A 25,273-nucleotide genomic window follows, 5' to 3' on the forward strand; every position below is an offset into this window, starting at 1 on the left:
ACCCTCGGTCCGGTGCGGACCGTCGAGCTGCCCGTCACGCCGCCGTTCGCCGTGGCCGAGGCGCTGACCATCCTGACCGTGCACGCCCTGCCCGGTCAGGACGCCGTCGACGCGGCCACCGGCACGGTGCGGCGGTGGCTGCGGCTGCCCGACGACACCGCCGTCCCGATCGAGGTCCGCCTCGCGACCGACCGGATCCGGCTGGTCCAGCCGGTCGGGCGGCACGAGGGAGACGTCCAGCGGCTGGTCCGGCGGTGGCTGGACCTGGACGCCGACCCGGCCGCCCAGCTCCGCGCCTGGGGGCACGATCCGCTGCTCGGACCGCTGGCCGAGCACCGTCCCGGGGTGCGCGTCGTCGGGTACCTCGACGTCTTCGAGTGCGCGGCGACGACGGTGCTGGGCCAGCAGGTGTCGGTGGCCGCGGGACGGACGTTCACCACCCGGCTGTTGGACCGGTGTGGCCAGGCACTGCCGTCCGGGGGGCGCATCTTCCCGACCGCGCCCGCCGTGGCCGCCGTCCCGGTGGACGAGCTGCGGGCGGCGCTGGGCGTCACCGGCGCCCGGGCCCGGACGCTGTCGAGCCTGGCCGCCGCCGTGGCCCACGGACTCGTCCTGGACCCGGACGGCGATCTGACCGCCACCCGGCGGGAGCTGCTGGCGCTCCCCGGGATCGGCCCCTGGACGCTCGACCTCATCGCCATGCGCGGCCTGGCCGACCGGGACGCGTTCCCGGCCGGCGACCTGGTCGTACGCCGCGCGATGGGAGTGCCCGACGAGCGCGCGGCTCGCACCGTGGCGGCGCGGTGGTCACCGCACCGGGCCGCGGCCGCCTTCCAGCTGTGGGCGCACGCGCTGGCTCAGCGGGCCGGCGGCTCCGCCGCGGTCGCGCCGGACGGGACGGCCCGGTCCGACTGACGTCGGCCACCGCCGACGACCCCCAGCCGCCGGTCGATCGCGGTGAAGACGACGACCAGCACCACCGCCACCAGCAGGACGAAGCCGGTGTTGCGCAGCGACGCGGCGTACCCGAGCTCCTCGACGTCCAGGAACGGGTACGGGTACCAGTCGACGATGGCGCCCCGGATGAAGGTGTACGCGATCCAGGCCAGCGGCCACACCCACACCCAGATCAAGGTCCCGCGGTCGATCCGGGGGCGCGGACCGAACAGCAGCCAGCCGAGCAGCGTGGCCCACGGCGCGATGTAGTGGAAGCCGATGGTGGCGACCAGCTGCCAGCCGTGCGGATCGACGTACCGGATCAGGATGAGGTCGAAGACCAGTCCGGTGATGGTGATGCCGAGCAGCGCGTCCAGGCGCAGCACCCGCCAGAACCGCCCGTCCCGGTCCGGATCGATGATCATCGTGATCGCCACGACGAGCACCAGGATGTTGCTCTGGATGGTGAAGAAGCTGACCGTCTGGATCATCCGGGTCAGCACGCCGACCGTGGCCACCGTCTCGCCGGTGTTCGGGTCGGGGCCTCCGGTGAGGATGAGCCAGACCTGGATGATCAACGCGACGGTCACGTCGATCGCGATGACCAGATGCCAGATCCGGGACGCGCGGCGGCGCTCGGACCGCACGGGTGCGGTTGGTGCGGTCATGGTGGTCCCCTGATCACCCCCGCGCGGCACCGTCACCGCGCTGATCACCGGACATGATCAGTCGCCGACGCACGGTGACGCAATGGTTGGCGCGGAGTCAGCTCACCGCGGCCAGCTGCGCGCCGTGCTCGATGGGCGCTCGGCCGGCCCCGGTGGGTTCGGGCTCGTCGAGGGACCGTGGGCGGCGATCACCGCGGCCAGCTGCGCGCCGCCTGCAGCATCCGGTCGTTCTCCTGCGGTGCGCCGATGGTGATCCGGACCCCGCCGGTCGCGTCCGGGAAGGCCCGCACGATCACCTTCTCGGTCGTCTCGCAGTGCTCGGCGAAGGCGGCTGCGCGGGTGCCCAGCGGCAGCCAGACGAAGTTGGCCTGCGAGGTGGGGACCTCGAACCCGGCCTCCCGCAGCGCGGCCGTCACCCGGTCCCGCTCGGCCACCACGGCCCGCCAGCGCGGAGCCAGTTCAGTCTGCGCGGCCAGGGCGGTGAGCGCCGCGACCTGCGCGAGCGAGTTGACCGCGAAGGGGATGGCCACCTTGCGCAGCGCCGTGACGATCGACGGGTCGGCCACGGCGTAGCCGACCCGCAGTCCGGCCAGTTGGTAGGCCTTGGAGAGCGTCCGCAGCGTCACGACGTTCGGGTACCGGGCGGCCAGGGCGACCCCGTCGGCCGAGTCGGGATCGGTGTCGAACTCGCGGTAGGCCTCGTCCACCACGATGAGGACGTCGTCGCGCACCCGCTCGATCAGCTCGACGAGCTCGTCGGTGTGCACCACGGTGCCGGTCGGATTGTTCGGCGTGCACACGAACATCAACCGGGTCCGCTCGGTCACCGCATCGGCGAGTGCGGCCAGGTCCAGCCGGTGGTCGCCGGTCACCGGCACCATCACCGGCCGGGCCCCGGTGATCTGCGTGACGATCGGGTAGGCCTCGAAGGAGCGCCAGCCGAACACCACCTCGTCGCCGTCGCCGGCCACGATCTGCACCAGCTGCTGGCACAGCGCCACCGAACCGCCGCCCACCACCAGCCGCTCCCGGGGTTGGTCGACGTGCTCGGCCAGCGCGGACACCAGGTGCTCGGCGGTGTTGTCCGGGTACCGGTTGATGCCGCGGGTGTGCTCGTCCCCGGCGGCCACCGCGATCGCCTCGGCGACCTGGGGAAGTGTCGGCCAGCTCAGTTCGTTGGACGCCAGCTTCACCGCGCCGGGGACGCTGCGGCCGGGTGCGTAGGCGGGGAGCCCGTCGAGCGCCGACCTGAACCGCACCGTCATGTCCGCACGTCCTCGCTCGCCAAGGGGGACCGGCGACGACGCGCCGGCCGGCCGGGACAGAGAAGAGCCCGGCGCCGGTCCGTCACCGTAGCGGTGTCGGGACCGGCGCCGGGCCGACGGGTCAGCGGACCGGGTGGACGATCGGGGTCAGAGGGCGCCCTTGGTGGCGTCCCCGGCCGGGATGGCGGTCATGGTGGTGACCTGCGGGGCGGCACCCAGCAGCGGGCCGAGCTTGGGGCCGACCTCGGTGAGGGCCGGCGCGGTGCTGTGCACCTGCAGGGCGTCGGCCGACTCCCACTTCTCGATGAAGATCAGGTTGCCGTCCGAGGACTCGTGCAGCGAGTACAGGTGGCAGCCCGGCTCGGTGTGCACCTTGGCGACGGCCTCGGTGAACAGCGCGGTGAGCTCCTCCTTCTTGCCCTCGGCGGGGGTGAAGACAGCGACGACGACGATGGGGTTGCTGGCTGTGGTCATCGCGCGAGCATGACAGTGCCGCTCGAGCCGCTTCCTTCGGGTCCCGCGAACCGGGGCGACCGCCCGCCCACGGCGCACCGCTCGACCTGCCGGACCGAGCCGGCTCCGGGTGCGACGCTGGTCGGCGAGTGTCGCCGGACCGGGATGGGTGGCGCGGGCGGGGGGCAGGATGCGCGGGTCGGGCGGTGCGTGGGGGCGCCGGCGGGTGAGGCTGTTGGCGGGCGCGCTGGCGGCTCTGCTGCTGACCGGCGCGGCCGGGTGCGGCAGTCCCGGCGCCCGACCCGACGGCGCAGGTGACGACCTCGGCACCGCGCCAGCGGTCAGCTCGGCCACCACCCCCACCGCCGGCGCGGTCGCCGGCAGCAGCCGGGGCCCGGTGATCACCGTGCCCGCCCTGCCCGGCGCGGACACCCCGCCGTCCGGGGCCGTGCCGTCCGATGTCGTGCCGTCCGATGCCGTGCCGTCCGACTCCACTGCCGCTGCGCCGGATGCGCCCACCGCCGGGCTCACGCCCGACCCCGCCTCCGAGTCCGCCGGACCGGGCACTCCGGACGCGGCGCCGACCACCGACGGATCCGCGCCGGCGCAGGCCCCGCCTGCATCACCGGTGGCGCCGGCGCCCGGCGCCCCGCCGGTCGACCTGTCAGCCTGCCCCGGATGTGCCGTGCTGGCGTCGGCCGCCGGGGTGCAGGGCGCGCTGGGCGCGGCGCTCATCACCACCGGTGGCCGCGCGCTGCTGGTCTCGGTGGACGCCGGCGGCGCGCTGCGCGGCACCATCAACGTTCCGTACGGAACCGCCTTCGCCGCGGACGCCCTGCGCTGTGACCCGGCCGCGCGGTGCATCGTGGTGGGGCGACAGGGCGACGGGCGCGCCGTGCTGTCCGCGTTCCAGCTGACGACGACCGGTGCCTGGCGCGATGTCTCGGGCAACGACGCGTTCCCGTCCGGCACCGACCAGGGACGCGCGGTCGACCTGGGGGGTGGCGAGCTGGGCATCGCCGTGCAGGACGGAAGCGCCGACCCGGCGCTCTGGTTGGTGTTCGGCTGGTCCGGCGACCGCTACACCGTCATCGGCTGCTCCGCCGAGCTCGACGTCGCCGCACTGGACCCGGCCACCTGTCGATCGTGACCGGACGCGGGCGCTTTGCTCGCACGTCCGGTCACCCGGTACTGTTCCTGCCCGGTGGCCTCCTGCGGGTGGCCCCGGGGAAGCGTGCCAGAGCGGCCGAATGGGACACACTGCTAATGTGTTGTGCTCGTCAAGGGCACCGAGGGTTCAAATCCCTCCGCTTCCGCACTCGTCAGGTCGGGCGGCCGGTGCTCACCGTGTCCGCCGCCTGACAGCGCCCGCTCCCTCGACCCGACGCGCGATCACTTCGGCGGCATCCGCAGCGCGCCGTCCAACCGGATCGTCTCGCCGTTGACGTAGTCGTGCTCCAGCAGGAACAGCGCCAGCTCGGCGTACTCGCCCGGGCGTCCCAGACGCTTGGGGAACGGCACCCCGGCGGCCAGCCCGGCGCGGTACTCCTCGGACACCGTGGCCAGCATCGGCGTCTCGATGATCCCGGGCGCGATGGTGTTGACCCGGATCCCGGCGGACGCGAGGTCCCGGGCCGCCGGCAGGGTCAGCCCGGCGATGCCGGCCTTGGACGCCGCGTACGCCGCCTGCCCGATCTGCCCGTCGAACGCGGCCACGCTGGCGGTGTTCACGATGGCGCCGCGGGCGCCGTCCTCGAGCGGTGCGGTGCGGGCGATCGCCTCCGCGGCCACCGTCATCACGGTGAACGAGCCGATCAGGTTGATGGTGACGACCCGCTGGAACAGGTCCAGGTCGTGCGGCCCGCTGCGGCCCAGGATGCGCATCGAGGGCCCGATGCCGGCGCAGTTGACCACGCCGCGCAACGGCCGGTCGGCGTCGCCCGCGGCCAGCTCCACGGCGGACCGGACCTCCAGCGCGTCGGTCACGTCCGCCGGCGCCACCTCGATCGGCAGCTGCGACCAGGTCTCCGTGTCCCGGGTGATGGCCGCCGGCAGGTCCAGCACCACCACGCGGGCGCCCTTGGCCACCAGGGCCGCGGCGGTGGCCGCGCCCAGGCCGGAGGCGCCGCCGGTGACGAGCACGGTGCACTGCGACACGTCCATGGGTCGTCCCTTCGTCGGTGATGAGGGTGCTGCCCCTGGTGCCCATCCTGACCGATGGGGCCGACCGGGCGGCGGGACGGGCCGGACGCGGCCCGCCCCGTGCAGTGCGCAACGGTGGGTCGCCGTTACGGTCGGGACCACGGTCCGCCCGAGCAGCGTGAGGACGACGATGCCTTCAACGCCCCCAGCGCCCCCGCATCCCTGGACCCGGCTCCATCCGGCCGGGGTCCCTGCCGACCTGACCCCGTCGAGCCCGACGCTGCTGCACGCCTGGCGACGGACGGTCGCCGCCCGGCGCGACCGGCCCGCGGTGCTGTCGTTCGACCGGACGCTGACGTTCGGGACGATCGACGCGCAGAGCGATGCGCTGGCCGTCGCGTTCCAGCGGTCCGGCGTCCTGCCGGGGGATCGGATCGCCGTGCACCTGCAGAACGATCCGCAGTGGCTGGTGACCCTGCTGGCCGCGTGGAAGTGCGGCGCGACCGCCGCGTGCATCAACCCGATGCTGCGCCGAGAGGAACTGCGGCACCACCTGGCCGACGCGCAGCCGACCGTACTGGTGTCGCTGGACTCGCTGTACGCCGACGTGGTCGCGCCGCTGCGGGCTGAGCTGGGCGTGCGGACGGTGATCACCACCGCGCCGTGGGACCTGTTCGGCGACGCGGCTCCGCCGACGGTGTTCGCCGAGACCTGGGGTCCGCGGCGGATCTTCGCCGACACCGTCGACTGGCTGCAGCTGCAGGCCGACCACGCCGGTGCCGTGCCGGACCCGGTCGACGTGGATCCGGCCGACGTCGCGCTGCTGACCTACACCTCGGGGACCACCGGCCGGGCCAAGGGCGCGATGAACACCCACGGCGGCATGGCCCACAACGTGCAGGTCTACGCGTCCTGGCACTCGATCGACCCGGACGACGCGGACCAGCCCGACGTGGTCCTGGGCGTCGCACCGCTGTTCCACATCACCGGCACCGTCGCCGGTCTCGGGCTGACCATCCTGACCGGCGCACCGATCGTGCTGCTGCACCGCTTCGACGCGGCTGCGACGCTGGAGGCGATCGAGCGGCACCGGGTCACCTTCACGGTGGCCGCCAGCACCGCGTACAACGCGCTCGCCTCGCATCCGGACGTGCTCACCCGGGACCTGACTTCGCTGCGCAAGGCCGTCTCGGGCGGCGCGCCGCTCGGCCCGGCGCTGGTGGCCCGGGTGGCGGAACGGGCCGGGTGGCGCCTGCTCGCGGTCTACGGCCTGACCGAGACGACATCCCCGGCGACCATGGTGCCGCCCGGCGTGGACCCGCCGATCGACCCGGCCAGCGGGGCGCTGTCGGTCGGGGTGCCGGTGCCGGGTGCGGATGTCCGCATCGCCGACATCGAGACCGGCGAGGTGCTGGGCGCCGGGGCGGTGGGCGAGATCTGCGTGGCCGGGCCGATGGTGGTGCCCGGGTATTGGAACGCCCCGGAGGAAACGGCGCACGCCGTGCGCGACGGCTGGCTGTTCAGCGGTGATGTCGGGGTGCTCCACGAGGACGGCTGGCTGTTCGTGGTGGACCGCAAGAAGGACCTGATCAACGCGGGCGGCTACAAGATCTGGCCGCGTGAGGTGGAGGACGTGCTGCTGCAGCACCCCGCCGTGCGGGAGGCCGCGGTGGTCGGGGTGCCGGACGAGTACCGCGGTGAGACGGTGCACGCCTACGTCAGCCTGCGTGACGGGACGACGGCCGAGCCGGCCGAGATCATCGCGTTCTGCCGCGAGCACCTGGCCGCCTACAAGTACCCGCGCCTGGTCAGCGTGGTCGGCGACCTGCCCAAGAACGCCAGCGGCAAGATCCTCCGGCGCGAGCTGCGCACCACCGAGCTCCCGAGAGGTGGCACCGCGTGAAGGCGTTCCAGCTGCACGCCTACGAGGGTCCGGCCGCGCTGCGGCTGGTCGACGTGCCGGCACCCGTCCCCGGTCCGCACGACCTGCTCATCCGGGTCGCGGCCATCGGCGTGAACTATCCGGACCTGCTCACCACCCGTGGGCGGTACCAGTTCCGCCCCGATCCGCCGTTCGTGCCGGGCTGCGAGGTGGCGGGCACGGTGCAGGCCGCGCCCGACGGGTCGGGCTTCGCCGTCGGCGACCGGGTCTGCGGCTTCACCTGGGAGGGCGGGTTCGCCGAGCAGACGGTGCTGCCGGCCGCGTCGGCCGCCCCGGTGCCGGACGACGTCGACCTGGTCGACGCCGCAGCCATCCTGGTCAACCACCAGACCGCGCTGTTCGCGCTGCAACGACGGGCGGCGCTGCGGGCGGGCGAGGTCGTCCTGGTCCTCGGCGGGGCCGGCGGCATCGGCACGGCCGCGATCCAGGTGGCCACGGGCCTGGGCGCCCGGGTCATCGCCGGGGTGAGCCGGCCGGAGCGGGTCGAGGTGGCTGCGGCGGCCGGCGCGGATGACGTGCTGGTGCTGGAGCCGGGCTTCGCGGCCCGGGTCAAGGAGCTGGCCGGTCGGGGCGTCGACGTGGTGGTCGACCCGGTGGGGGACTGGCTGTTCGACGAGGCGGTGCGGTGTCTGGCGCCGGAGGGCCGGATCGTGGTGGTCGGGTTCGCGGCCGGCGGCATCCCCAAGATCGGGGTGAACCGGGTGCTGCTGCGCAACATCTCGGTGATCGGTGCCGCTTGGGGCGCGTTCCAGGACCTCGAGCCCGGGCTCATCGCCCGGCAGGCGGCGACGCTCGACGGGCTGGCCCGGCAGGGCTTCGTGCGACCGCAGCTGGACAGCGTGGTGCCGTTCGAGCAGCTGCCGGAGGTGCTGGAGCGGCTCGGCCGCGGGGAGGTCCGGGGGAAGGCCGTGGTGACGCTCGGTCGACCGTCCGTCGGTGGTCGCGGGGGCTGATCAGCCGATTTCGACCACGGCCCGCGGTCCGGTAGGCTTCTCGACGGTCACCGGCCAGCGCCCGTAGCTCAACGGATAGAGCATCTGACTACGGATCAGAAGGTTGGGGGTTCGAATCCCTCCGGGCGCACTTCTGGTTGAGACAGAACGACGAGACCCCGATCGCGACGGCGATCGGGGTCTTCTTCGTTCCGCGGCCGGAATCGGCACGCTCTGACGGCTGTCTACCCGCGCGGCGTTCAGGGAGCAGTGACGACGGCGGGGGCGGGTGCCGGGTTGTCGATGACGCCGGCGACCACACCGCCGGCTACCACGACGCCGCCCAGCAGCAGGGCCACGAGCTGGAGCTTGAGCCGACGAGCACTCACACCGCTGCGCGCGAACACGGACGGCGCACGGCCGACTTCGCCATCGCCCATCGCAATGTTCGCCATGCCGAAACGCTACTCCGCGGGTGACCGGAGTTCCAGATCGGTGTGAGCGGGACGACACCGCTCACTGGACGGGCGCGTCCGGCGGCGGCACCGTGAAGCGGGTCGGACCGCCCGGCTGGACGTCGACCGCGGCGATGCCGGGGAGCTGGGTCAACGCCGCCCGTCGGGTCTCCGGGACCGAACCGACGATGATGCCGAGCGCACCGAACACCTCGTCGACGTGCACGCCGCGTTCCCGCAGCGCCTGGGCGACCCCATCGAGATCGTCGAGGTGGTCGTCGGCGACGGTGATCGACACGTGCGCCGTGGAGATGTGCGCTGCGGCCATGGCCACCACCCTCTTCGCCCGGACAGCCGGTGCCTGGCGGAGCGTCAGGCACCCGAGCCGCGGGCGCGTCAGCCGGTGCGTTGCGGAGCCAGCGCCAGGCCGGTGCCCACGTCCGCCGAGGAGGCGTCCAGTCGGCTCGCGGATTGGACCAGGGTAGTCCAGAGGGCCTGCCCACGGTCGCCCCGTGTCTGCGCCCAGAGCGCGGCCAGCCCGGCCACGTGCGGGGTGGCCATGCTGGTGCCGCTGATGCTGCGGGTCCGCCCGGGCATCGGCCAGCTGGACAGCACGTCGACGCCGGGTGCGGCCAGGTCGACCTGGCCGCCGGGCAGCGCCGACGAGCGCGCCGAGAAGTCCGCCACGGCCAACGTCTGGTCGACCGCGCCCACCGCCATGATCGACGGACTGTTGGCCGGGACACCGACGAACCCGACCGAGCCGCGGCGGCGGGCGGCGTTGTTGCCGGCCGCCGCGATGAGCAGCGATCCGGCCGCCAACGCCCGGCGGCCGACCGTCTCGTACCGCTGCACCACCTGGTCCAGATCGGCGCCGAGGGACATGGAGATGACCTCGCAGCCCCCGGCCACTGCCCAGTTCAACCCGGCCAGGATGTTGGTGTCGGTGCCGGACCCGCTGTCGGACAGCACCTTCCCGGCCCAGATCTGCGCCTCGGGGGCGACGCCGTAGCGCGGGCCCTGGCCGGGTGCGGCCGGTCCGGCCGCGGTGCCGATGCAGTGGGTGCCGTGCCCGTGCCGGTCCTGCACCTCCTCGCCGGGCACGAACGAGCGGCCGGTGATCGGCCGGCCGGAGAAATCCGGGTGGGTCAGGTCGAACCCGGTGTCCAGCACGGCGATGCGGATGCCGGCGCCGGTGGCGGGGCTGGTCAGCACACCGGTGGCGTGCAGACCCCAGGCGGCCTGGTCGGTGTCCTGGTACGACACCTGGGCGATGAGGTCCATCGCCGAGCCGCCGGCCTGGCCGAGCCGCCGGGCCAGGTCCTGCACACCGTCCCGGTACCCGCGCAGGTACTCCGCCGACGGCGTCGCGGGGTCGGCCGGACGGGGTACCGCCGGTCCGGGCTGGGCCGGCAACTGCACACCGGTGTCCTGACCGGGCAGTTGCCCCGGCAGAACGGTGTAGATGAGCTCGGGCTCGACCACCACGATCCGCGGATCGGTCGACACGGCCGCCTGGACCGAGGGGTAGCGGTCGGGGTCGGCGGCGATCACCGCCACGCCCAGTTCGTCGAAGACGACCGCGGCGGCCCGGTCGGCCTCCTCGGCGGTCACCGCCCGGTCGGCGAAATCCTCGGCGCGGGCGACCGCGCCGCCAGGACCCGGCTGCCCGAGCAGGTCGCGCACGGCGCGGTCCATCTCGAGGGCGGGCACGTCGTCGCGGAACACCACGACGTACCGGTCGGTTCGGGTGGCGATGGGGCCGCGGTCCGGGGCATCGATCATCGGGGTGGCGCCTCTCCGTCGCAGGAACTGCTGTCCGTTGTAGCGCGGACCCCCGACAGTCACCCGACACGGGCAGAGCCCAGACGGTGACGGTGCGTGAAGATCACGCTTGCGTGATCACAGAGCGTGCATGTACGTTGACGGAGCGCTGGGGACGCTGGGGGGCGAACGAGGCGCAGCATGGGGGGACGACGCGGGGGGGGGGCCCCCCCCGGGGGCCCCCCCCCCCCCGCGGCCCCCCCCGGGCCCGCCCCAGGGGGGGGGCCCCGGGGGCCCGGCTGGGGGGCCGGCGGGGGGGCGCCAACCCCGGGGGGCCCCCCCCCGCGTCGCGTTCCCGCCGTGCGTCAGTCGAGTGCCGTCTCGCGCCCGGCCGGGGTGTCCACGGTGTCGGCCGCGTCGATCGGCGCGGCCGGCTGCTCATCGAGCAGCGAGCCGGCGTCGGCCTGCAGGGTGGCGGTCGACTTGATGCGGTCGCCCATGGTCATGGGTGGCTCCTCACTGGTCCGGACGGACCGGGATGGTGTCGCACTGACTGCCCAATCGCCGGAGACGCCGATCGGTTCCCGGCCGGGAGGGCGATCAGCGGGTCACTTGCGCCCCGGAGCCCATTGCATGCCCCAGCCGTACGCCTTGTCCAGCGCCGACTGGCCGCCGTCCACGTACCGGACCTCGCGCTGCACGACCAGCTCGCCGCCCTGGTCCAGCAACTGCGCGACGGCGCAGATCCGGCTCGAGTCGGTGGCCGCGTCCAGGCGGACCTCGACCGGTGGGCCGGCGACGGGGGTGAGGGTGACCACGCCGTCCGCGGCGGCCCAGTTCGGCACCCCGTCATAGATCATCGCGAAGATCAGGATGCGGCGGAACCGGCCCGTCGCCAGTTCGATGGTCATGTTCTCGCCGCCGGTCACCGCGCCGGAGCGGTCGTCGCCGTCCAGCGCGATCCACGGCGCCTGGCCGATGGCGCCGAAGGAGTTGCCGAGCGCCTGGATGACGCCCTTGCGGCCGTCGGCCAACTCGAACAGACAGCCGAGGTCGAGGTCGATGCCCGACGGGCGGCCGGCCTCGGCCAGCTTGTTCAGTCGGGCCAGGAAGCCCTTCTTCTCCGGCGCCGCGGGGGCGTCCGGCCGGGCCGACCAGTTCAGGTTGACCCGGATCCGGCCCGATCCGCTGCCCTGCTTGGACAGCGACACCCGGGGCGCCGACTTGGTCAGCACCACGCGGCCACTGCCGGAGACCGGCGGGGTGGCGGCGGCCGGCTGGCTGGACGGCTGGCTGGACGGCTGGCTGGACGGCGCCGCCGCGCCGGGCCGCTTGGTGTAGTCGATGGCCATCAGGAACCTCCTGGGACGGGTCGGACGCGAACGGAGCGGGCCCGAGGATCGGGCCCGCTCCGTGGGGGCGGGGCGGTCAGGCGCCGACGGTGGCCGGTTCCTTGCCCTCGGCGCGGAGTCGCTTGTTGCGCCGGATGCTGGTGAGGAAGGCGGCGCCGATGAAGAACACCCCGAGCAGGCCGGTGATGATCTCGTTGACGTGCCAGCCGATGGACACCATGAGGATCACGGCCAGCGCGCCGATGGCCCAGTGCGCGCCGTGCTCGAGGTAGACGTACTCGGCCAGCGTGCCCTTGCGGACCAGGTAGACGGTCAGCGACCGGACGAACATGGCGCCGATCAGCCCCAGGCCCAGCGCGATGATGATCGGGTCGCTGGTGATGGCGAAGGCGCCGATGACGCCGTCGAAGGAGAACGACGCGTCCAGCACCTCGAGGTAGAGGAACAGGAAGAACCCGGCCTTGCCGGTGGCCTTGGCCAGCTTGGTCGGGCCGCCGGGCCGCCGCGGCTCGCGCTCGGGGTCGGCGACGTGGCTGATGACCTCCTGGCGGTGCCCGCGCTTGTCCGGGTGCGTGTCGGTGTCGGTGGCGAGTCCGGCCGCGGCCGCCACTGCGTCCCGCGGGTGCTCGGCACCGTCGGCGTCGTCCTCGGGGTGCTGGCCGGCGGTCTCGAACAGGGTGCCCAGGCCGTTGACGGCCAGGTAGACGATCATGCCGAGCAGGCCGGAGATCAGGACCTCTTCGGGATTCTCGGCCAGGACCTCAGCAGCCAGCAGCAGGATCACCGAGGCCACGACGACCGACAGGTACTCCAGGCGACCGGCCTTGGCCAGCGGGCGCTCCAGCCAGGCCAGCCAGTGGTGCTCACGTTCCTCGAACACCCAGCTCAGGAACAGCATGAGCAGGAACATGCCGCCGAAGCCGGCGATGATCGGGTGCGCGTCGGTCAGCAGCGTCTCGTAGGACGGGCTGCCGTCCGGGAAGTAGGGGGCGTCGTCGGCGGGCGGGTTCATGGCCAGGTCGAACGCGTCGATCGGGTTCAGGCCCGCGGCCAGCCAGACGATCACCAGCGGCAGCAGCAACCGCATGCCGAAGACGGCGATGATGATGCCGATGGTGAGGAAGATCTTCTGCCAGAACTCACTCATCCGCTCGAGGATGGTGGCGTTGATGACGGCGTTGTCGAAGGACAACGAGACTTCCAGGATGCCCAGGATGATGCACAGGAACAGGGCGTTCCAGTTGCCGTAGAGGAATGCCACCACCAGCGAGATCGCGGTGATGATGTAGGACCAGAGAAAGATCCTGAGGTGCACGGACGGCCTTTCCTCTCGAGGGGGATGGCGACGTTGCCGGATCGGTGGACCACCGGGTGGCCCGGGTCCGGAGCCGTCCGTGGTTCGGACGGGGCGCGATCACCGGGTCCGCGCCGTGCCGCAGCCGCAGCGCGAGCGGACCCGGCGGCCGGTCAGACGCTGACGCCGTAGTCGCGGGCGATGCCGGCGAGCCCGGTGGCGTACCCCTGGCCGATGGCCCGGAACTTCCACTCGGCACCGTTGCGGTAGAGCTCGCCGAAGACCATGGCCGTCTCGGTGGAGGCGTCCTCGGACAGGTCGTAACGGGCCAACTCGTTGTTGTCGTCGGAGTTGACGACGCGGATGAACGCGTTCCGCACCTGGCCGAACGACTGGCCGCGCGAGTCGGCGTCGTAGATCGACACCGGGAAGACGACCGAGGAGACCTCGGCGGGCAGCGCGGCCAGGTTCACCACGATCTGCTCGTCGTCGCCCTCGCCCTCGCCGGTCAGGTTGTCGCCCAGATGCTCGATGCCGCCGTCGGGCGACTTGAGGTTGTTGAAGAACACGAAGTACTGCTCGGAGATGATCTGCTTGTTCTCGCCCAGACCCAGCGCGCTGGCGTCCAGGTCGAAATCGGTCCCGGTGGTGGTCCGGACGTCCCAACCCAGGCCGACCTGGACGGAGCGCAGGCCCGGCGCGGCCTTGCTGAGCGAGACGTTGCCACCCTTGGTCAGGCTGACGCCCATGTGAGTTCCTCTCCCGTGGTCACGAGCCGTCCGGGCAGCCTAGCGACCGGCCCCGACGAGCGGTGCGCTCCGCCGCGACGGGGCCGCGGGGAGATCCCCGCGGGTCCGGCCGGTCGCCGGGTCCACGATCGGAGCACCGAGCACCCAACTGCCGTGCACTGTCCGGAGTTCCCGACACGCCGTGGGAACCGGACACCCACCTGGGCGAGTTGAGCGCTCGCGCACCGCGGCGGGTGCTCACCGACCGCAACGCTCCAGCACGTCACCGTGAACGTTGGGTGAAACGAGCGCGGGGACGGCCACCCGTGCCGCATCATCGGCAGGCTGCGCGCACCCGTCCCGGCCCCGCACCGGTCCAGCACCAGCCCGTACCGCCCGCACCACCGCAGTCCCCGAGCGCACCGGCGCGCCCTGCCCAGTGAGCTCCCTCGAGTGAGGAGAACGGTGCGCCACTTCGACCACCTGCCGTCAGCCGTCCGTGACGTGCTGTTCTTCCGCCCACCCGAGCCGTTCGAGCGCCACTCCGACCCCGACCTGCTGGGCGCCGCGCTGGGCGCCACCCTGTACGTCCCGGCGGTCCGCGACGGCCTGGCCGAGGTGATCCGCCGGCGGGCCGAAGGCGGCGTCCGGTCGATGGTCATCGACCTGGAGGACGCGGTGCCCGACGAGCGCGTCGACGAGGGACTGGTGCGCACCCGGGACACCCTGGCCGAGCTGCACGAGGACCCACCGGAGACGTTGCTGTTCGTCCGGGTGCGGACCCCGGAGATGGTCACCGCACTGGTGGAGGAACTGGACCGGTCGGCCGGCGTGCTGTCCGGGTTCGTGCTGCCCAAGTTCGGCGCCGACACCGGCGAGATGTTCCTGACCGCGATCGAGGCGGCGTCGACGACGCTCGGCGCGCGGCTGTTCGCCATGCCGGTGCTGGAGACTCCACAGGTGTCGTACCGGGAGTCCCGGCACGAGGAGCTGACCCGGATCCGGGAGCTGCTGCATCGACACCGGCAGCAGGTGCTCGCGGTGCGGCTCGGCGCCACCGATCTGTGCGGCCTGTTCGGCATCCGCCGCGACCGGGACCTCACCGTCTACGACGTCGGGGTCGCCGCCGACCTGATCGGCGATGTGGTCAACCAGCTGGGGCGGGCCGACGGCACCGGGTACACGGTGACCGGGCCGGTCTGGGAGTACATCCCGGGGCACGAGCGGATCTTCCGGCCCACCCTGCGGCAGACGCCGTTCGAGGACCGGGACGCCGGCCGGCTGCGCCAGCAGCTGCTGCTGGCCGACATGGACGGGCTGATGCGCGAGATCGTGCTGGACCGGGTCAACGGGCTGAGCGGCAAGACCGTCATCCACCCGGCGCACGTCGCCGCCGTGCACGCGCTGTCGGTCGTCTCCCACGAGGAGTACAGCGACGCCCGCGACGTGTTGGGAGCGCCCAGCGGCGGGGTGAGCCGGTCCGAGTACCGCAACAAGATGAACGAGTCACGGCCGCACGCGGCGTGGGCACGGCGGATCCAGCTGCGCTCCCGGGCGTTCGGCGTGGCCAATCCGGAGGTCAGTCACGTGGACATCCTGGCGGCGCAGTGGGACCGGTGAGCGAGCTGCGGGGGATGACCATCGCGCCGGCGCCGAGCTGGGTGGCCGACCGGTTCGGCGTCCGGGTGCGGGCGGTGCCGCCGGCCGGCGAGCCGACCGAGCCGGCGCAACGCACGCTCGACGGGCTGATCCGGCTGGCGTTGCGGCGCAACCCCAAGCGGGCCCAGCTGCTCGTCTCGACGGTGCTCGGCAAGCACCTGCCGACCGATCCGCGGGTGGTCATCGAGGCCGGGTCGCAGTTGGGCCGGGCGGTGGCGGATCGGCTCGACGACGCACCCGCCGGGGAGCGCGTCCCGGCCCCGGTGGTGCTGGGTTTCGCCGAGACCGCCACCAGCCTCGGGCACCTGGTGGCCGACGCCCTGGACGCCCCGGTCTACCTGCATTCGACCCGCCGGCGCACCGGCGTGCCGGTCGTGGCCGGGTTCGAGGAGGTCCACTCGCACGCCACCGGTCATCTGCTCTGTCCGGATCCGGCCGAGCCGTTCGTCGGCCTCGGCGAGGCGCCGGACCCGACCCCGCTGGTGCTGGTCGACGACGAGCTGTCCACCGGGGCGACCGCGATGGCCCTCATCCGCGAGCTGCACCGGCTGCGGCCGCGGACCCGGTACGTGCTGGCCGGTCTGGTCGACCTGCGCGGGCCGGCCGACCGGGACCGGCTCACCGCGCTGGCTGCCGAGCTCGGCTGCCGCATCGACGTGGTGGCCCTGGCCCGGGGCACGGTCGAGCTGCCGCGGGGCCTGGTCGACGTGGTCGCGGCCGAACTCGGCGCCGCCGGCTCGCCGTCGGTCGCGCCGGCGCCGGCGCCGGCGCCGGCCAAGGTCACCCGGGTCGCCGTGCCCTGGCCGGCCGGACTGCCGCAGGGCGGTCGGCACGGCTTCACCGCCGCCCACCGGGCCGTGGCCGACGAGGCGGTGACGGCGGCCGCTGCGGCACTGCGGGCGGTGCTGCCCACTGAGCTGCCAGGATCCCCGCACACGGTGGTCGTGCTGGGCAGTGAGGAGCTGATGTACGTGCCGCTGCGGCTGGCCCAACGGCTGGCGTCCGACGGTGAGCCGGGACTGCGGGTGCTGTACCAGTCGACGACCCGGTCGCCGGTGCACGCGGTGGACCGCCCCGGGTACCCGATCCGCCGGTCCATCCCGCTGCCGGCGTTCGACCCGGCCGACGAGGTGCCGCGCTACGTGCACAACGCCGGTGCCGGGTGGGACGCCGGCCCGGCCGACGAGCGGATCGCCGAGGCCGACGTGGTGGTGCTGGTCGTCGACGCCATCGACGGCGCCGGCCGGGCCGACCAGGCCGCAGCGGCGATCGCCGGCGCCACCGGCGCCCCGGTGGTGCTGGCGGTGCTGCAGGCCGAACGTCTCGAGCGGGGAGCCACCCGATGACCGTCACCACCACGGCGTCCGGACCCGTCGAGGGGGCGATCCCGGCGCCACTCACCGGCCCTGGGTTCGGCAGCTACCGCGCCGACGAGGTGGCGTGGCTGCTCACCGACCTGTCCGGCGTCGACCTGGAGGGCGACATCGCCACCCGGGAGGCGGCCGTGCAGTCCGGACGCGCGCACTACGCGGAGTCGCTGCCGGTGGAGTACCAGCCGGACGCCGCCTACCGCGAGCTGTTCGAGACGGTGCTGGCCGGCACCGCGGACCGGCTGGCCCGGGCCGTGGGTGTGGTCACCGAGCTGGTGCTGGCCGAACGCTCGGCCGCCGGGCCGCCGGTGCTGGCCTCGCTGGCCCGGGCCGGGACGCCGGTCGGCATCCTGATGCGCCGCTGGGCGCAGCGGCGGCACGGGGTGGACCTGCCGCACTACGCGGTCTCGATCGTCCGCGACCGCGGGATCGACCGGGTCGCGCTGGCCCACCTGGCCGCCCATCACGACCCCGCCTCCGTGGTGTTCGTGGACGGCTGGACGGGCAAGGGGGCCATCACCCGGGAGCTGACCGCGGCGCTGCGCGAGGTGGCCCGGGACGGCGGGCCGGTGTTCTCCGACGACCTGGCCGTGCTGGCCGACCCGGGACACTGCGCCCGCACCTTCGGCACCCGGGACGACTTCCTCATCGCCTCGGCCTGCCTGAACTCCACCGTGTCCGGGCTGGTGTCGCGGACGGTGCTGAACCCGCGGCTGCTGCGGCCGGACCAGTTCCACGGGGCGAAGTACTACCGCGAGCTGGCCGACCAGGACGTGTCGAACCGGCTGTTGGACCGCGTCGCCGAGCGGTTCGACGCGGTCGCCCCGGCCGTGGTCACGGACCTGGAGTCGGTGCGGCACGGGGACCGGTCGATGACCTTCGCGGGCTGGGCGGCGGTGGAGCGGATCGCCGACGAGTACGGCATCGGGTCGGTCAACTTCGTCAAGCCCGGGGTGGGGGAGACGACGCGGGTGTTGCTGCGCCGGGTGCCGGAACGGATCCTGGTCCGCGACCCCGATGATCCGGACCTGGCCCACCTGCGGCTGCTGGCGGCCGACCGAGGCGTGCCGCTCGAGGTGGTGCCCGATCTGCCGTACAGCAGCGTCGGGCTGGTCCGGCAACTGCCGACGGTGAGTGGGGAGGGATGAGCGTGCCCCGCACCTTGGTCGCCACCGACCTGGACCGCACGATGATCTACTCGGCGGCCGCGCTGGCGCTGCCCGGCCCGGACGAGGCCGCCCCCACCCTGATCTGCACCGAGGTCTACCAGGGCGTGCCGCTGTCGTTCAGCACCGCGACCGCGGTCGCGGCGCTGCAGCAGGTGCATCGGTCCGCCGTGCTGGTGCCGGTCACCACCCGCACCGACGCGCAGTACCGGCGGGTCCGGTTCCCCGGCATCGCGCCGGCCTTCGCAGTGACCAGCAACGGCGGGTCGATCGTCGTGGACGGTGCACCGGACGCGGGCTGGGCCGCCGCGGTCCGGCGGCGGCTCGCCGAGACGTCCGCACCGCTGGCCGAGGTGGTGGCCGAGGTCGACCGCCGCGCCGGCGACTGGGTGCTCAAGCGGCGCACGGCCGAGGACCTGTTCTGCTACCTGGTGGCCGAGCCGTCCACCGTGCCGGACGGGTTCGTGGCCGACTGGGACGCCTGGTGCCGGGAGCGGGGCTGGTGGGTGTCGGTGCAGGGCCGCAAGATCTACGCCATCCCGCTGGCCCTGACCAAGGAACGCGCGCTGGCCGAGGTGGCCGCCCGGGCCGGGACCGACCGGACCCTCGCCGCCGGCGACGGGGCGCTGGACGCCGGGTTCCTGACCATGGCCGACGCGGCCATGCGCCCGCCGCACGGCGAGCTGCACCAGCTGGGCTGGACCGCGGCCGGGGTCAGCATGGCCGACGTGCCGGGGGTGTTGGCCGGCGAGCAGATCGCGCGCTGGTTCGCGGCCGAGGTGGACGCGGCACGACCCGCCGTGGTGGGCGTGGGCTGACCGGGATACTCAGCACCCGTGACCGACCCGAGCGACCGCCCTGTCCCCACCGAGCCACCGGCCCGGCCCGTCGTGCTCGTCGTCATGGGCGTGTCCGGGACCGGCAAGACCACCCTGGCGACCGGGCTGGCCGAGCGGTTCGGGTGGGTCTTCCAGGAGGGTGACGACCTGCACCCACCGGCCAACGTGGCCAAGATGTCGTCCGGGCAGCCGCTCACCGACGACGACCGGTGGCCGTGGCTGGACCGGGTGGCGGTGTGGATCAAGGATCAGCTGGCCAACGGCCGGTCCGGGGTGATCACCTGCTCGGCGCTGCGTCGGGTGTACCGGGACCGGCTGCGCCGGTCCGGCGTGGTGTTCGTGCTGCTGCACGGCAGCCGGGAGCAGATCACCGACCGGCTCGCCGCCCGCCGCGGGCACTACATGCCGTTGTCGCTGCTGAACTCCCAGCTGGCCACCCTCGAACTGCCCGGCGCCGACGAACAGGCCGTCATCGTCCCGCTCGGCGGCACCCCGGAGCAGGAACTCGACGCCGCGTTGGACGGGCTGCGGCAGGCGGGCATCACCGTCCCCGACTGAACCGCGCCGCAGCCGGCGCCCGATCCTGGTTCCCATGCCCGGATCCTCGACGTGCGCCGCGGCCGCGACGGGAATCTGATCCCGCGCCGACATCAGGTGGTAGGGATTGCGGAGTTCGGCGCTCGCCCGGCGCGAACTCCGGAACCCGGCGCGTTGGCACGCCGGCGGGGGTCCCCCGGCTGAGTCGCGCTCTGCCCCGGTTCAGCAGTCAGCAGGGTTCGTCACGGATGGTCCGTTCAACGCCAATCATCGTGGTTGCGTTTGCCGCTCGAGCTGGTCATCCCGCAGGCGTCTCGAATCCCTCGCACTGGTCGGCTGCGATCCAACCCTCTTTGCAGCCATATTCGAATTGCGTCTCGCCGGACGTCGCGGGCTCTCCGCAGGCGGTGCCACATCGCTGATAGTTGGGCACTTGCGAGCCGCCGGGCCAACGACAGTCACCGTCCGTGGTACAGGCGTAGCCTCGATCGTTCGTCGAGACATTGGCCTCGGACTGCTCGGTGAGAGAGCTGTCACCGTCGTCGAAGCAGATGCTGTCGTCGTCGGGGCAAGTGGCCGGGCGAGGCGGCAGGCCATCCCCATTACTGGTCCGGTGACAGGTGTCATCGGCCCAGATCTCTCCGTTGGACATGACCATGTGTCCTGCAGCGTTGCAGGACACGGCGGTCGGTACGGTCGAGGACGGGGACTGCTCCGCGCTGACTGATTCTGCAGCCGTTGAAGTTCCGGCGTCGGCGGTGGACGGCGGAGTCGTCGCGGTCGACGTGACCGTCACGGTGAGCGTCTCCGTCGACGGGCTCACGGTCGACGGCGTGCTGCTCTTCGTTAGCGCGGGCGTAACGGATCCAGACGTCGTCGCGGCGCCACTCGCAGAGCTCGACGCCGGCGACTCGGAGGTGCCGGCGGGGGTGTCGTTGCACCCGGCTATCAACACCAAGATGCTCACGGCAGCAAACAATCGGCATTTCATGGACGTGGCTCGACGCATGACGATTCCCCCGGGGACGTTTCGACGTCCGGAGTATGCGCTCGGTCTGAGCGTGCCTGAGCGAACATGAGTCGAACGAGTTGGCAGCTCACTCCTTCGGGGTGATTCCGCGTGGGTTGTCAAAGAATCACATGGTTGCGATCCGTGTGCTCGGTCGATGTCGGCCGACGTCCTCAGCCCTGCTCGGTGATCAGCAGCCGCCCGCCGGCGTAGTCCCAGGCGATGGTGCGGCCGACGAAGTACTCGATCCCGGTGTTGAACTCGGTGGCCGAGCCCAGCGCGGCCAGCTTCAGGTCCTGCTCGCCGGACCCGGTGCCGGTGGTGAACGACCACAGCGACTGCTGCTCGGGTCCGGTCATCGTCACCGGCTGTCCGGCCGCGACCGTGCCGCCGCCCGCGTCCAGCCGGGCGAACGTCGTCGAGTTGATCGCGGTGGTGCCGTTGCCCAGGTCGAGATCGGTGGGGCCGCACTGCTGCGGCTCGCTGCCGATCGTCCAGCACAGCTGCACGTCCTTGGCCCAGACCCGGTTGCCGCTCGGGTAGGTCTCCATGCCCCCGGTCACCGGCTCCAGCGCGATCTGCGCCGCCCCGGCCGGATCGGCGACCGGGCCGAGGGTCCAGCTGCCGGCGCCGCTGGCGGCGATCTGCAGGGTGGAGCCGCCGGCGTACTGGCTGGGCAGCTGCAGGCTCGGCGAGTACGGCTGTCCGGACGCCAGTTCCGGGCCGTTCGCGGTGGCGATGCCCAGGATGCCCTCGGTGCCGGTCGCGAACGGGCTGGTTCCGCCGGACGGGACGACGGTCAGGTCCACCGGTGCGGTGGTGTCCACGCCGCCGATGGTGACCACGCCCTGGGCCAGGGTGCCGTTCACCGTCCCGCTGACGTACGGGATCGACACGGCCTGGCCGGTGTCGGTCAGGGCGCCGCCGGCGGCGGACGCGTTCAGGACCAGCCCGGTCGAGCCGGTGTCCAGCTGCACCGGCACGGGATCGCCGCCGGCGACGCTGATGTCGACCACGACGATGCTGTCCGCGCCGCTGTCTCCCGGCTGCGTGTAGACCGGCACCACCAGGGTCGGGCCGGACGGCACCGTGCTGGAGGCACTGGCGGGGGAGGTCGTGCTGGGCAGCAGCGGCGATCCGGTCGCGCCGGTGCCGCCGCCGGTGCCGCCGCCGGTGCTGTCCCCGCCGGTGCCCGCAGCTGTCGTGGCGCTCGACTCCGTACTGGTGTCCCCGGCGGTGTCGCTGTCACTGCAGCCGGCCAACAGCACGACGAGCGCAGCGAGGACGGCCGGTGCGGTGCGGTTCCGGGCCCGGGACATCGGCAGCTCCAGGGGTCACAGCGCGAGCGTGGTCTGCCGCAGTGTCTCACGGAATGTAGCCACCAGCTACGCACCGTCGCGGACGTCGCGCACCGGGTTTGCCCGCGAAGGTCGGCGGGCACAGCCGGGACCATGGACCAACGCCGCATCGTGATCGTCGGAGCCAGCGGCAACATCGGGACCGCCCTGCTCCGTCGCTGGCAGGCCGAGTCCGAGAACGACCGACCGCACCTGGTCGGGATGAGCCGGCGCCGTCCGGCGACGGGTGCCCCGTACGACGGGGTGAGCTGGGAGGAACTGGACGTCACCGCGCCGGACGCCCGCCCGCGGCTGGCTGCGGCGCTGGCCGGCGCCGATGCGGTGGTCAACCTGGCCTGGGGGTTCCAGCCGTCGCACGACGTCGACCAACTGGAGCGCGTCGGCGTGGGGGGCACCCGGGTCGTCCTGGGCGCGGCGACCGACGCGGGAGTGCCGCAGCTGGTGCAACTCTCGTCGGTGGGCGCCTATGCCCCGGCCGAGCGCGGCCAGCGGGTCGACGAGTCGTACCCGACCACCGGGGTGCCGAGCTCGCCCTACAGCCGGCACAAGGCGGCGGCCGAGCGGCTGATGGACGACTGGGAGCGCGACCATCCGGACGGCCCCGTCATCACCCGGATGCGACCGGGCCTGGTGCTGCAGCGGGACGCCGGCAGTGCGCTGGTCCGGTACACCCTGCCCGGCTGGTTCCCCCCGGCCGCGCTGCGGTTGCTGCCGGTGCTGCCGCTGGACCGCTCGCTGAGCGTGCCCATGGTGCACAGCGACGATGTCGCGGACGCCATCGTGCGGGCGGTGCGGCGGCGAGCCGGTGGTGCGTTCAACCTGGCCGCCGAGCCCGCGGTCGGCCGGGACGACATCGCGGCGGTGCTGCGCGCCCACCCGGTGCAGGTGCCGACGAAGCTGCTGCGGACGGTGGTCGACGCGTCCTGGCGGGTGCACCTGCAGCCCTTGGACCCGGGTTGGATCGACCTCGCCTTCTCGGTGCCGCTGCTGGACACCACCCGGGCCCGGCGTGCACTCGCCTGGGCGCCCGCGACCGACGCCCGGCAGGCGCTGGCCGAGCTGATCAGCGGCATGCAGACCCAGGCGTCCACGCCGAGCCCGGTGCTGCGCCGCCGGTCGCTGGTCGACCAGGTGCGGTCCGTGGTGCAGCGGGGTCCCCTCACCCGTCGCGAACGGCCCTGACCGGATCCGGCCGGCACCCGTCAGGGCGCCGGCCGGGTCCACGGACTAGCGCTTGCCCTTGAGCCAGCCGCGCATCTTCGTGGCCGACAGGGCCGCCCACGCCGGCTCGAAGAGCGTCTCGGCGCGGTCCGCCCGGGCCTGCTCCAGGGCGTGCAGCCGGCCGTAGGTGAAGGGGTTCTCGCCGCGCAGGAACGCCTGGACGGCGAACTCCCGCAGCCACTCGCGGGCCACCACGCTGTCCTGGTGCTCGCCGAGCACCTCCTGCAGGTCCTCGGCCGCCGCGGCCAGGGCCTCCGCGCGGTCGCCCAGGACGGGAGTGATCGCCTCGGCCGCGTACCGCAGGCGCTTGGCCGCCTTGCGCGCCTCGTGGAAGTGGTGGTCCCGGGCGGTGGCCTCGGTGACGCCGAGCGGCAGCACCGCCGGCGGGTGCTCGATCTCGTCGACCGCGGCGGCCAGCCGCTGGTAGGCGCGGCGGGTGAGCCGGGTGAGCTCCGGGCCTGCGGGCCGCTCGGCCGTCGGCAGCAGGGGCGGTTCGGTGATCAGCGCCTCGAGCCGATCGAGCAGGGTGAAGTACCGCGTCGAGTCGAGGGTGACGACCACCTCGGCGTGCGCCTGCTGGTAGACCGACGTCCAGTGGTGGTCCAGCGTGGCGGCGACCGGTCCCATGACCAGCTCGACCGGTTCGGCCGCGACCAGGCCGGCGCTGAAGTCGCGCTGCACCTCGGCGTCCCGGGCCACGCCGAGCACGGCCGCGAGCCACTTGAGCTCGTCGCGGATCGGGTCGGTCACCGCGCGGTCCAGCAGCGGGCGGAACGTCGACAGGGCCGAGCGCATCCGGCGGGTGGCGACCCGCATCTTGTGGATGCTGTCCGCCTCGTCGGCCCGCACCTTCGGGTCGTAGGCCAGCAGCGTCTCCGCCTGATCGGCGAGGTGGGCGAGCACCACGGCGCCGGCCGGACCATCCGCGGACAGGTCGGCCGCCAGCGCCGACGCGCTCGGCCGGCGTGCGGGGACGCGGTCGGCCAGGGCGCGGTCCAGCTTGGCCCGGCGGTCGGCCGGCTCCGCGCCGGCCTCGACCAGCAGCTCGGACACCGCGGCCAGCACGTCCTCGCCGGACGGGTCCTTGAGCTCGACCTCCCACTCGCGCCACTGGTCGAGGTGTGCGGTGCCGTCGGCGCCGGCTGACGAGCTGACCCGGTCGTCGGCCACCTCGACCAGCTCGGTGCCGTCGGCGTCGACCAGCCGGCTGACCACCCGCTCGGTGCGCAGCGTGGCCACCGGGCCGACCGATCCGCCACGCAGCTGCACCCGGACCCGGTCCAGCAGATCGGTGGGCGGGGTCAGCTCGGACGAGGACGCGTCCAGCGGCAGCGCGATCTCGCTGCGGTCGGCGCCCTTGGGCAGTTTGAGGTGCCAGCCGTCGTCGTCGCCGCCCGTGCGTCGGCGCAGGGTGATGCCGGCCCGCAGCAGCCGCAGGTCGTCGGTGTCGAAGTACTCGGCGACCAGCGGGAACGTGAGCACCTCGACCCTGTGCACACCGGGCACCCCGGCCAGGTCGGCCATGGCGGTCGTGGGTGCGACCTCGAACTTGCGCTCGATCTCGAGCGCTTCGGACGAGCGGGACATGCGGTGATCTCCTCCTGATGGACGGGGCTCCCGAGATCGGTGCCCGGCGGGCCGGTCTTCAGTCGCGCGCGACGTGCAGCGCGGTGAGCGTCCCGCCACCCGGGGCCAGGTCCGCCCAGCGACCCGGCACGGTCAGCACCGCGATCGCCGACGTGGGGAACTTGGTGTGCAGTGCGTCGAGCGCGTCGGGGGCCGAGTCGGGTCCGGCCAGCCGGTCGGCCAGGGCCGGGAGGCCCGGTGCGTGGCCGACCAGCAGCAGGGTGCGCAGTGTCTCGTCGGCCGAGTTGACCAGCTCGAGCAGCGTCTCGGGGGCGGCCTCGTAGATGTCGTCGGTGTACACGGTGGGTGCGACCAGGCCGGTCGCCTCGAGTGTCTGCCGGGTGCGTACCGCGGTGGAACAGAAGATGCCGTCGACAGGTGGGAGCCGGTCGGCGAGCCAGCGCCCGGCCAGCGGGGCTTCGCGCCGCCCGCGCTCGGCCAGGGGCCGGTCGTGGTCGGCCACGCCGGGCGGACAGCCGGACTTGGCGTGCCGCAGCAGCACCAGGGTGTGCGTGCCGGAAGCTGGGTTCGTCACCGCTCCAGCATGTCGCACCGGC

The 25,273-nt window shown here is 73.4% G+C and carries 25 protein-coding genes and 2 tRNA genes; 13 read left to right on the top strand and 14 right to left on the bottom strand.

Annotated elements, in window-relative coordinates; genetic code table 11:
• Window positions 1-12: 12 nt before the first annotated feature.
• Window positions 13-915 carry a DNA-3-methyladenine glycosylase family protein gene (locus tag JL106_RS11585; protein ID WP_205260882.1) on the top strand — a complete coding sequence of 301 codons (903 nt, stop codon included), beginning with the start codon at window positions 13-15 and terminating at the stop codon, window positions 913-915.
• Here the strand turns inward: JL106_RS11585 and JL106_RS11590 are convergent.
• The 3 genes from JL106_RS11590 to JL106_RS11600 all read right to left on the bottom strand — a co-directional run bounded on the left by JL106_RS11590 (window position 858) and on the right by JL106_RS11600 (window position 3,343).
• Entirely contained in the window at window positions 858-1,604 is a 747-nt protein-coding gene (locus JL106_RS11590) for a Pr6Pr family membrane protein (protein ID WP_205260883.1), read from the bottom strand. The genes JL106_RS11585 and JL106_RS11590 overlap by 58 nt on opposite strands.
• Before the next feature lie 188 nt (window positions 1,605-1,792).
• Window positions 1,793-2,869, bottom strand: coding sequence for a histidinol-phosphate transaminase (hisC, locus tag JL106_RS11595; RefSeq protein ID WP_205260884.1), 1,077 nt, complete (start codon window positions 2,867-2,869; stop codon window positions 1,793-1,795).
• Window positions 2,870-3,016: 147 nt separating this feature from the next.
• Window positions 3,017-3,343: a putative quinol monooxygenase gene (locus JL106_RS11600; RefSeq protein WP_205260885.1), complete on the bottom strand. Its 327-nt coding sequence runs from the start codon at window positions 3,341-3,343 to the stop codon at window positions 3,017-3,019.
• A 205-nt stretch (window positions 3,344-3,548) separates the two neighbouring features.
• Here JL106_RS11600 and JL106_RS11605 point away from each other — a divergent pair, with 205 nt between their 5' ends.
• Together JL106_RS11605 and JL106_RS11610 are read left to right on the top strand one after the other, a co-directional pair.
• On the top strand, window positions 3,549-4,472 hold the full coding sequence (locus JL106_RS11605; RefSeq protein ID WP_205260886.1) for a hypothetical protein: 924 nt from the start codon (window positions 3,549-3,551) through the stop codon (window positions 4,470-4,472).
• Between the two features lie 78 nt (window positions 4,473-4,550).
• Window positions 4,551-4,638 (top strand) — tRNA-Ser (locus JL106_RS11610).
• Between the two features lie 76 nt (window positions 4,639-4,714).
• On the opposite strand, the gene JL106_RS11615 is transcribed toward JL106_RS11610, so the two are convergent.
• Window positions 4,715-5,485, bottom strand: coding sequence for an SDR family oxidoreductase (locus JL106_RS11615; RefSeq protein ID WP_205260887.1), 771 nt, complete (start codon window positions 5,483-5,485; stop codon window positions 4,715-4,717).
• Window positions 5,486-5,654: 169 nt separating this feature from the next.
• Here JL106_RS11615 and JL106_RS11620 point away from each other — a divergent pair, with 169 nt between their 5' ends.
• From JL106_RS11620 to JL106_RS11630, 3 genes are all read left to right on the top strand, one after another.
• Complete coding sequence (locus tag JL106_RS11620; protein ID WP_205260888.1) at window positions 5,655-7,367, top strand: AMP-binding protein; 1,713 nt, start codon at window positions 5,655-5,657, stop codon at window positions 7,365-7,367.
• The gene (locus JL106_RS11625; protein WP_205260889.1) at window positions 7,364-8,359 is read left to right on the top strand and encodes an NADPH:quinone oxidoreductase family protein; all 996 of its coding nucleotides are present in this window, start codon (window positions 7,364-7,366) and stop codon (window positions 8,357-8,359) included. Before JL106_RS11620 ends, JL106_RS11625 begins: the two co-directional genes overlap by 4 nt.
• Before the next feature lie 57 nt (window positions 8,360-8,416).
• A tRNA-Arg gene (locus JL106_RS11630) sits at window positions 8,417-8,489 on the top strand.
• A gap of 109 nt (window positions 8,490-8,598) precedes the next feature.
• On the opposite strand, the gene JL106_RS11635 is transcribed toward JL106_RS11630, so the two are convergent.
• The 7 genes from JL106_RS11635 to JL106_RS11665 all read right to left on the bottom strand — a co-directional run bounded on the left by JL106_RS11635 (window position 8,599) and on the right by JL106_RS11665 (window position 13,952).
• Window positions 8,599-8,793 carry a hypothetical protein gene (locus tag JL106_RS11635; protein WP_205260890.1) on the bottom strand — a complete coding sequence of 65 codons (195 nt, stop codon included), beginning with the start codon at window positions 8,791-8,793 and terminating at the stop codon, window positions 8,599-8,601.
• Between the two features lie 61 nt (window positions 8,794-8,854).
• On the bottom strand, window positions 8,855-9,121 hold the full coding sequence (locus JL106_RS11640; protein WP_205260891.1) for a hypothetical protein: 267 nt from the start codon (window positions 9,119-9,121) through the stop codon (window positions 8,855-8,857).
• 68 nt (window positions 9,122-9,189) lie between these two features.
• The gene (locus tag JL106_RS11645) at window positions 9,190-10,578 is read right to left on the bottom strand and encodes a S8 family serine peptidase (protein WP_205260892.1); all 1,389 of its coding nucleotides are present in this window, start codon (window positions 10,576-10,578) and stop codon (window positions 9,190-9,192) included.
• A 344-nt stretch (window positions 10,579-10,922) separates the two neighbouring features.
• Complete coding sequence (locus JL106_RS11650; RefSeq protein ID WP_205260893.1) at window positions 10,923-11,063, bottom strand: hypothetical protein; 141 nt, start codon at window positions 11,061-11,063, stop codon at window positions 10,923-10,925.
• 102 nt (window positions 11,064-11,165) lie between these two features.
• Window positions 11,166-11,909: a TerD family protein gene (locus JL106_RS11655; RefSeq protein ID WP_205260894.1), complete on the bottom strand. Its 744-nt coding sequence runs from the start codon at window positions 11,907-11,909 to the stop codon at window positions 11,166-11,168.
• A gap of 76 nt (window positions 11,910-11,985) precedes the next feature.
• The gene (locus JL106_RS11660; RefSeq protein WP_205260895.1) at window positions 11,986-13,224 is read right to left on the bottom strand and encodes a DUF475 domain-containing protein; all 1,239 of its coding nucleotides are present in this window, start codon (window positions 13,222-13,224) and stop codon (window positions 11,986-11,988) included.
• Between the two features lie 152 nt (window positions 13,225-13,376).
• Window positions 13,377-13,952, bottom strand: coding sequence for a TerD family protein (locus JL106_RS11665; protein ID WP_205260896.1), 576 nt, complete (start codon window positions 13,950-13,952; stop codon window positions 13,377-13,379).
• Between the two features lie 444 nt (window positions 13,953-14,396).
• Here JL106_RS11665 and JL106_RS11670 point away from each other — a divergent pair, with 444 nt between their 5' ends.
• The 6 genes from JL106_RS11670 (at window position 14,397) to JL106_RS11695 (ending at window position 20,581) form a co-directional block, all read left to right on the top strand.
• Window positions 14,397-15,551 carry an HpcH/HpaI aldolase/citrate lyase family protein gene (locus JL106_RS11670; RefSeq protein WP_205260897.1) on the top strand — a complete coding sequence of 385 codons (1,155 nt, stop codon included), beginning with the start codon at window positions 14,397-14,399 and terminating at the stop codon, window positions 15,549-15,551.
• Entirely contained in the window at window positions 15,548-16,936 is a 1,389-nt protein-coding gene (locus JL106_RS11675; protein ID WP_205260898.1) for a phosphoribosyltransferase domain-containing protein, read from the top strand. The genes JL106_RS11670 and JL106_RS11675 overlap by 4 nt, the downstream gene beginning before the upstream one ends.
• Before the next feature lie 38 nt (window positions 16,937-16,974).
• Window positions 16,975-18,108 (top strand): cysteine protease StiP family protein, encoded by a 1,134-nt coding sequence (locus JL106_RS11680; protein ID WP_407940155.1) that lies wholly within the window; start codon window positions 16,975-16,977, stop codon window positions 18,106-18,108.
• Entirely contained in the window at window positions 18,105-18,944 is an 840-nt protein-coding gene (locus JL106_RS11685) for an HAD family hydrolase (protein WP_205260900.1), read from the top strand. The genes JL106_RS11680 and JL106_RS11685 overlap by 4 nt, the downstream gene beginning before the upstream one ends.
• Before the next feature lie 84 nt (window positions 18,945-19,028).
• Entirely contained in the window at window positions 19,029-19,523 is a 495-nt protein-coding gene (locus JL106_RS11690) for a gluconokinase (protein WP_205261016.1), read from the top strand.
• A gap of 623 nt (window positions 19,524-20,146) precedes the next feature.
• Window positions 20,147-20,581, top strand: coding sequence for a hypothetical protein (locus tag JL106_RS11695; protein ID WP_205260901.1), 435 nt, complete (start codon window positions 20,147-20,149; stop codon window positions 20,579-20,581).
• A 103-nt stretch (window positions 20,582-20,684) separates the two neighbouring features.
• Here the strand turns inward: JL106_RS11695 and JL106_RS11700 are convergent, their stop codons facing one another.
• Window positions 20,685-21,830, bottom strand: a complete 1,146-nt coding sequence (locus JL106_RS11700) for a pepsin/retropepsin-like aspartic protease family protein (protein WP_205260902.1) — start codon at window positions 21,828-21,830, stop codon at window positions 20,685-20,687.
• 132 nt (window positions 21,831-21,962) lie between these two features.
• On the opposite strand from JL106_RS11700, the gene JL106_RS11705 reads away from it, so the two are divergent.
• The gene (locus JL106_RS11705) at window positions 21,963-23,051 is read left to right on the top strand and encodes an NAD-dependent epimerase/dehydratase family protein (protein ID WP_205260903.1); all 1,089 of its coding nucleotides are present in this window, start codon (window positions 21,963-21,965) and stop codon (window positions 23,049-23,051) included.
• 45 nt (window positions 23,052-23,096) lie between these two features.
• Here the strand turns inward: JL106_RS11705 and JL106_RS11710 are convergent, their stop codons facing one another.
• Entirely contained in the window at window positions 23,097-24,677 is a 1,581-nt protein-coding gene (locus tag JL106_RS11710; RefSeq protein ID WP_205260904.1) for a CYTH and CHAD domain-containing protein, read from the bottom strand.
• 58 nt (window positions 24,678-24,735) lie between these two features.
• Window positions 24,736-25,251, bottom strand: a complete 516-nt coding sequence (locus JL106_RS11715; RefSeq protein WP_205260905.1) for a SixA phosphatase family protein — start codon at window positions 25,249-25,251, stop codon at window positions 24,736-24,738.
• Between the last annotated feature and the right edge of the window lie 22 nt (window positions 25,252-25,273).

The sequence above is a fragment of the Nakamurella leprariae genome (genome assembly GCF_016918035.1).
GTDB lineage: Bacteria > Actinomycetota > Actinomycetes > Mycobacteriales > Nakamurellaceae > Nakamurella > Nakamurella leprariae.

What these genes read in the sequence shown, in the direction of transcription:
- JL106_RS11655 (WP_205260894.1), bottom strand. Translation starts at nt 11,909, where the DNA reads ATGGCCATCGACTACACCAAGCGGCCCGGCGCGGCGGCGCCGTCCAGC.
- JL106_RS11620 (WP_205260888.1), top strand. Translation starts at nt 5,655, where the DNA reads ATGCCTTCAACGCCCCCAGCGCCCCCGCATCCCTGGACCCGGCTCCAT.
- JL106_RS11685 (WP_205260900.1), top strand. Translation starts at nt 18,105, where the DNA reads ATGAGCGTGCCCCGCACCTTGGTCGCCACCGACCTGGACCGCACGATG.
- JL106_RS11650 (WP_205260893.1), bottom strand. Translation starts at nt 11,063, where the DNA reads ATGACCATGGGCGACCGCATCAAGTCGACCGCCACCCTGCAGGCCGAC.
- JL106_RS11690 (WP_205261016.1), top strand. Translation starts at nt 19,029, where the DNA reads ATGGGCGTGTCCGGGACCGGCAAGACCACCCTGGCGACCGGGCTGGCC.
- JL106_RS11640 (WP_205260891.1), bottom strand. Translation starts at nt 9,121, where the DNA reads ATGGCCGCAGCGCACATCTCCACGGCGCACGTGTCGATCACCGTCGCC.
- JL106_RS11600 (WP_205260885.1), bottom strand. Translation starts at nt 3,343, where the DNA reads ATGACCACAGCCAGCAACCCCATCGTCGTCGTCGCTGTCTTCACCCCC.
- JL106_RS11590 (WP_205260883.1), bottom strand. Translation starts at nt 1,604, where the DNA reads ATGACCGCACCAACCGCACCCGTGCGGTCCGAGCGCCGCCGCGCGTCC.
- JL106_RS11705 (WP_205260903.1), top strand. Translation starts at nt 21,963, where the DNA reads ATGGACCAACGCCGCATCGTGATCGTCGGAGCCAGCGGCAACATCGGG.
- JL106_RS11645 (WP_205260892.1), bottom strand. Translation starts at nt 10,578, where the DNA reads ATGATCGATGCCCCGGACCGCGGCCCCATCGCCACCCGAACCGACCGG.
- JL106_RS11710 (WP_205260904.1), bottom strand. Translation starts at nt 24,677, where the DNA reads ATGTCCCGCTCGTCCGAAGCGCTCGAGATCGAGCGCAAGTTCGAGGTC.
- JL106_RS11700 (WP_205260902.1), bottom strand. Translation starts at nt 21,830, where the DNA reads ATGTCCCGGGCCCGGAACCGCACCGCACCGGCCGTCCTCGCTGCGCTC.
- hisC (WP_205260884.1), bottom strand. Translation starts at nt 2,869, where the DNA reads ATGACGGTGCGGTTCAGGTCGGCGCTCGACGGGCTCCCCGCCTACGCA.
- JL106_RS11665 (WP_205260896.1), bottom strand. Translation starts at nt 13,952, where the DNA reads ATGGGCGTCAGCCTGACCAAGGGTGGCAACGTCTCGCTCAGCAAGGCC.
- JL106_RS11635 (WP_205260890.1), bottom strand. Translation starts at nt 8,793, where the DNA reads ATGGCGAACATTGCGATGGGCGATGGCGAAGTCGGCCGTGCGCCGTCC.
- JL106_RS11615 (WP_205260887.1), bottom strand. Translation starts at nt 5,485, where the DNA reads ATGGACGTGTCGCAGTGCACCGTGCTCGTCACCGGCGGCGCCTCCGGC.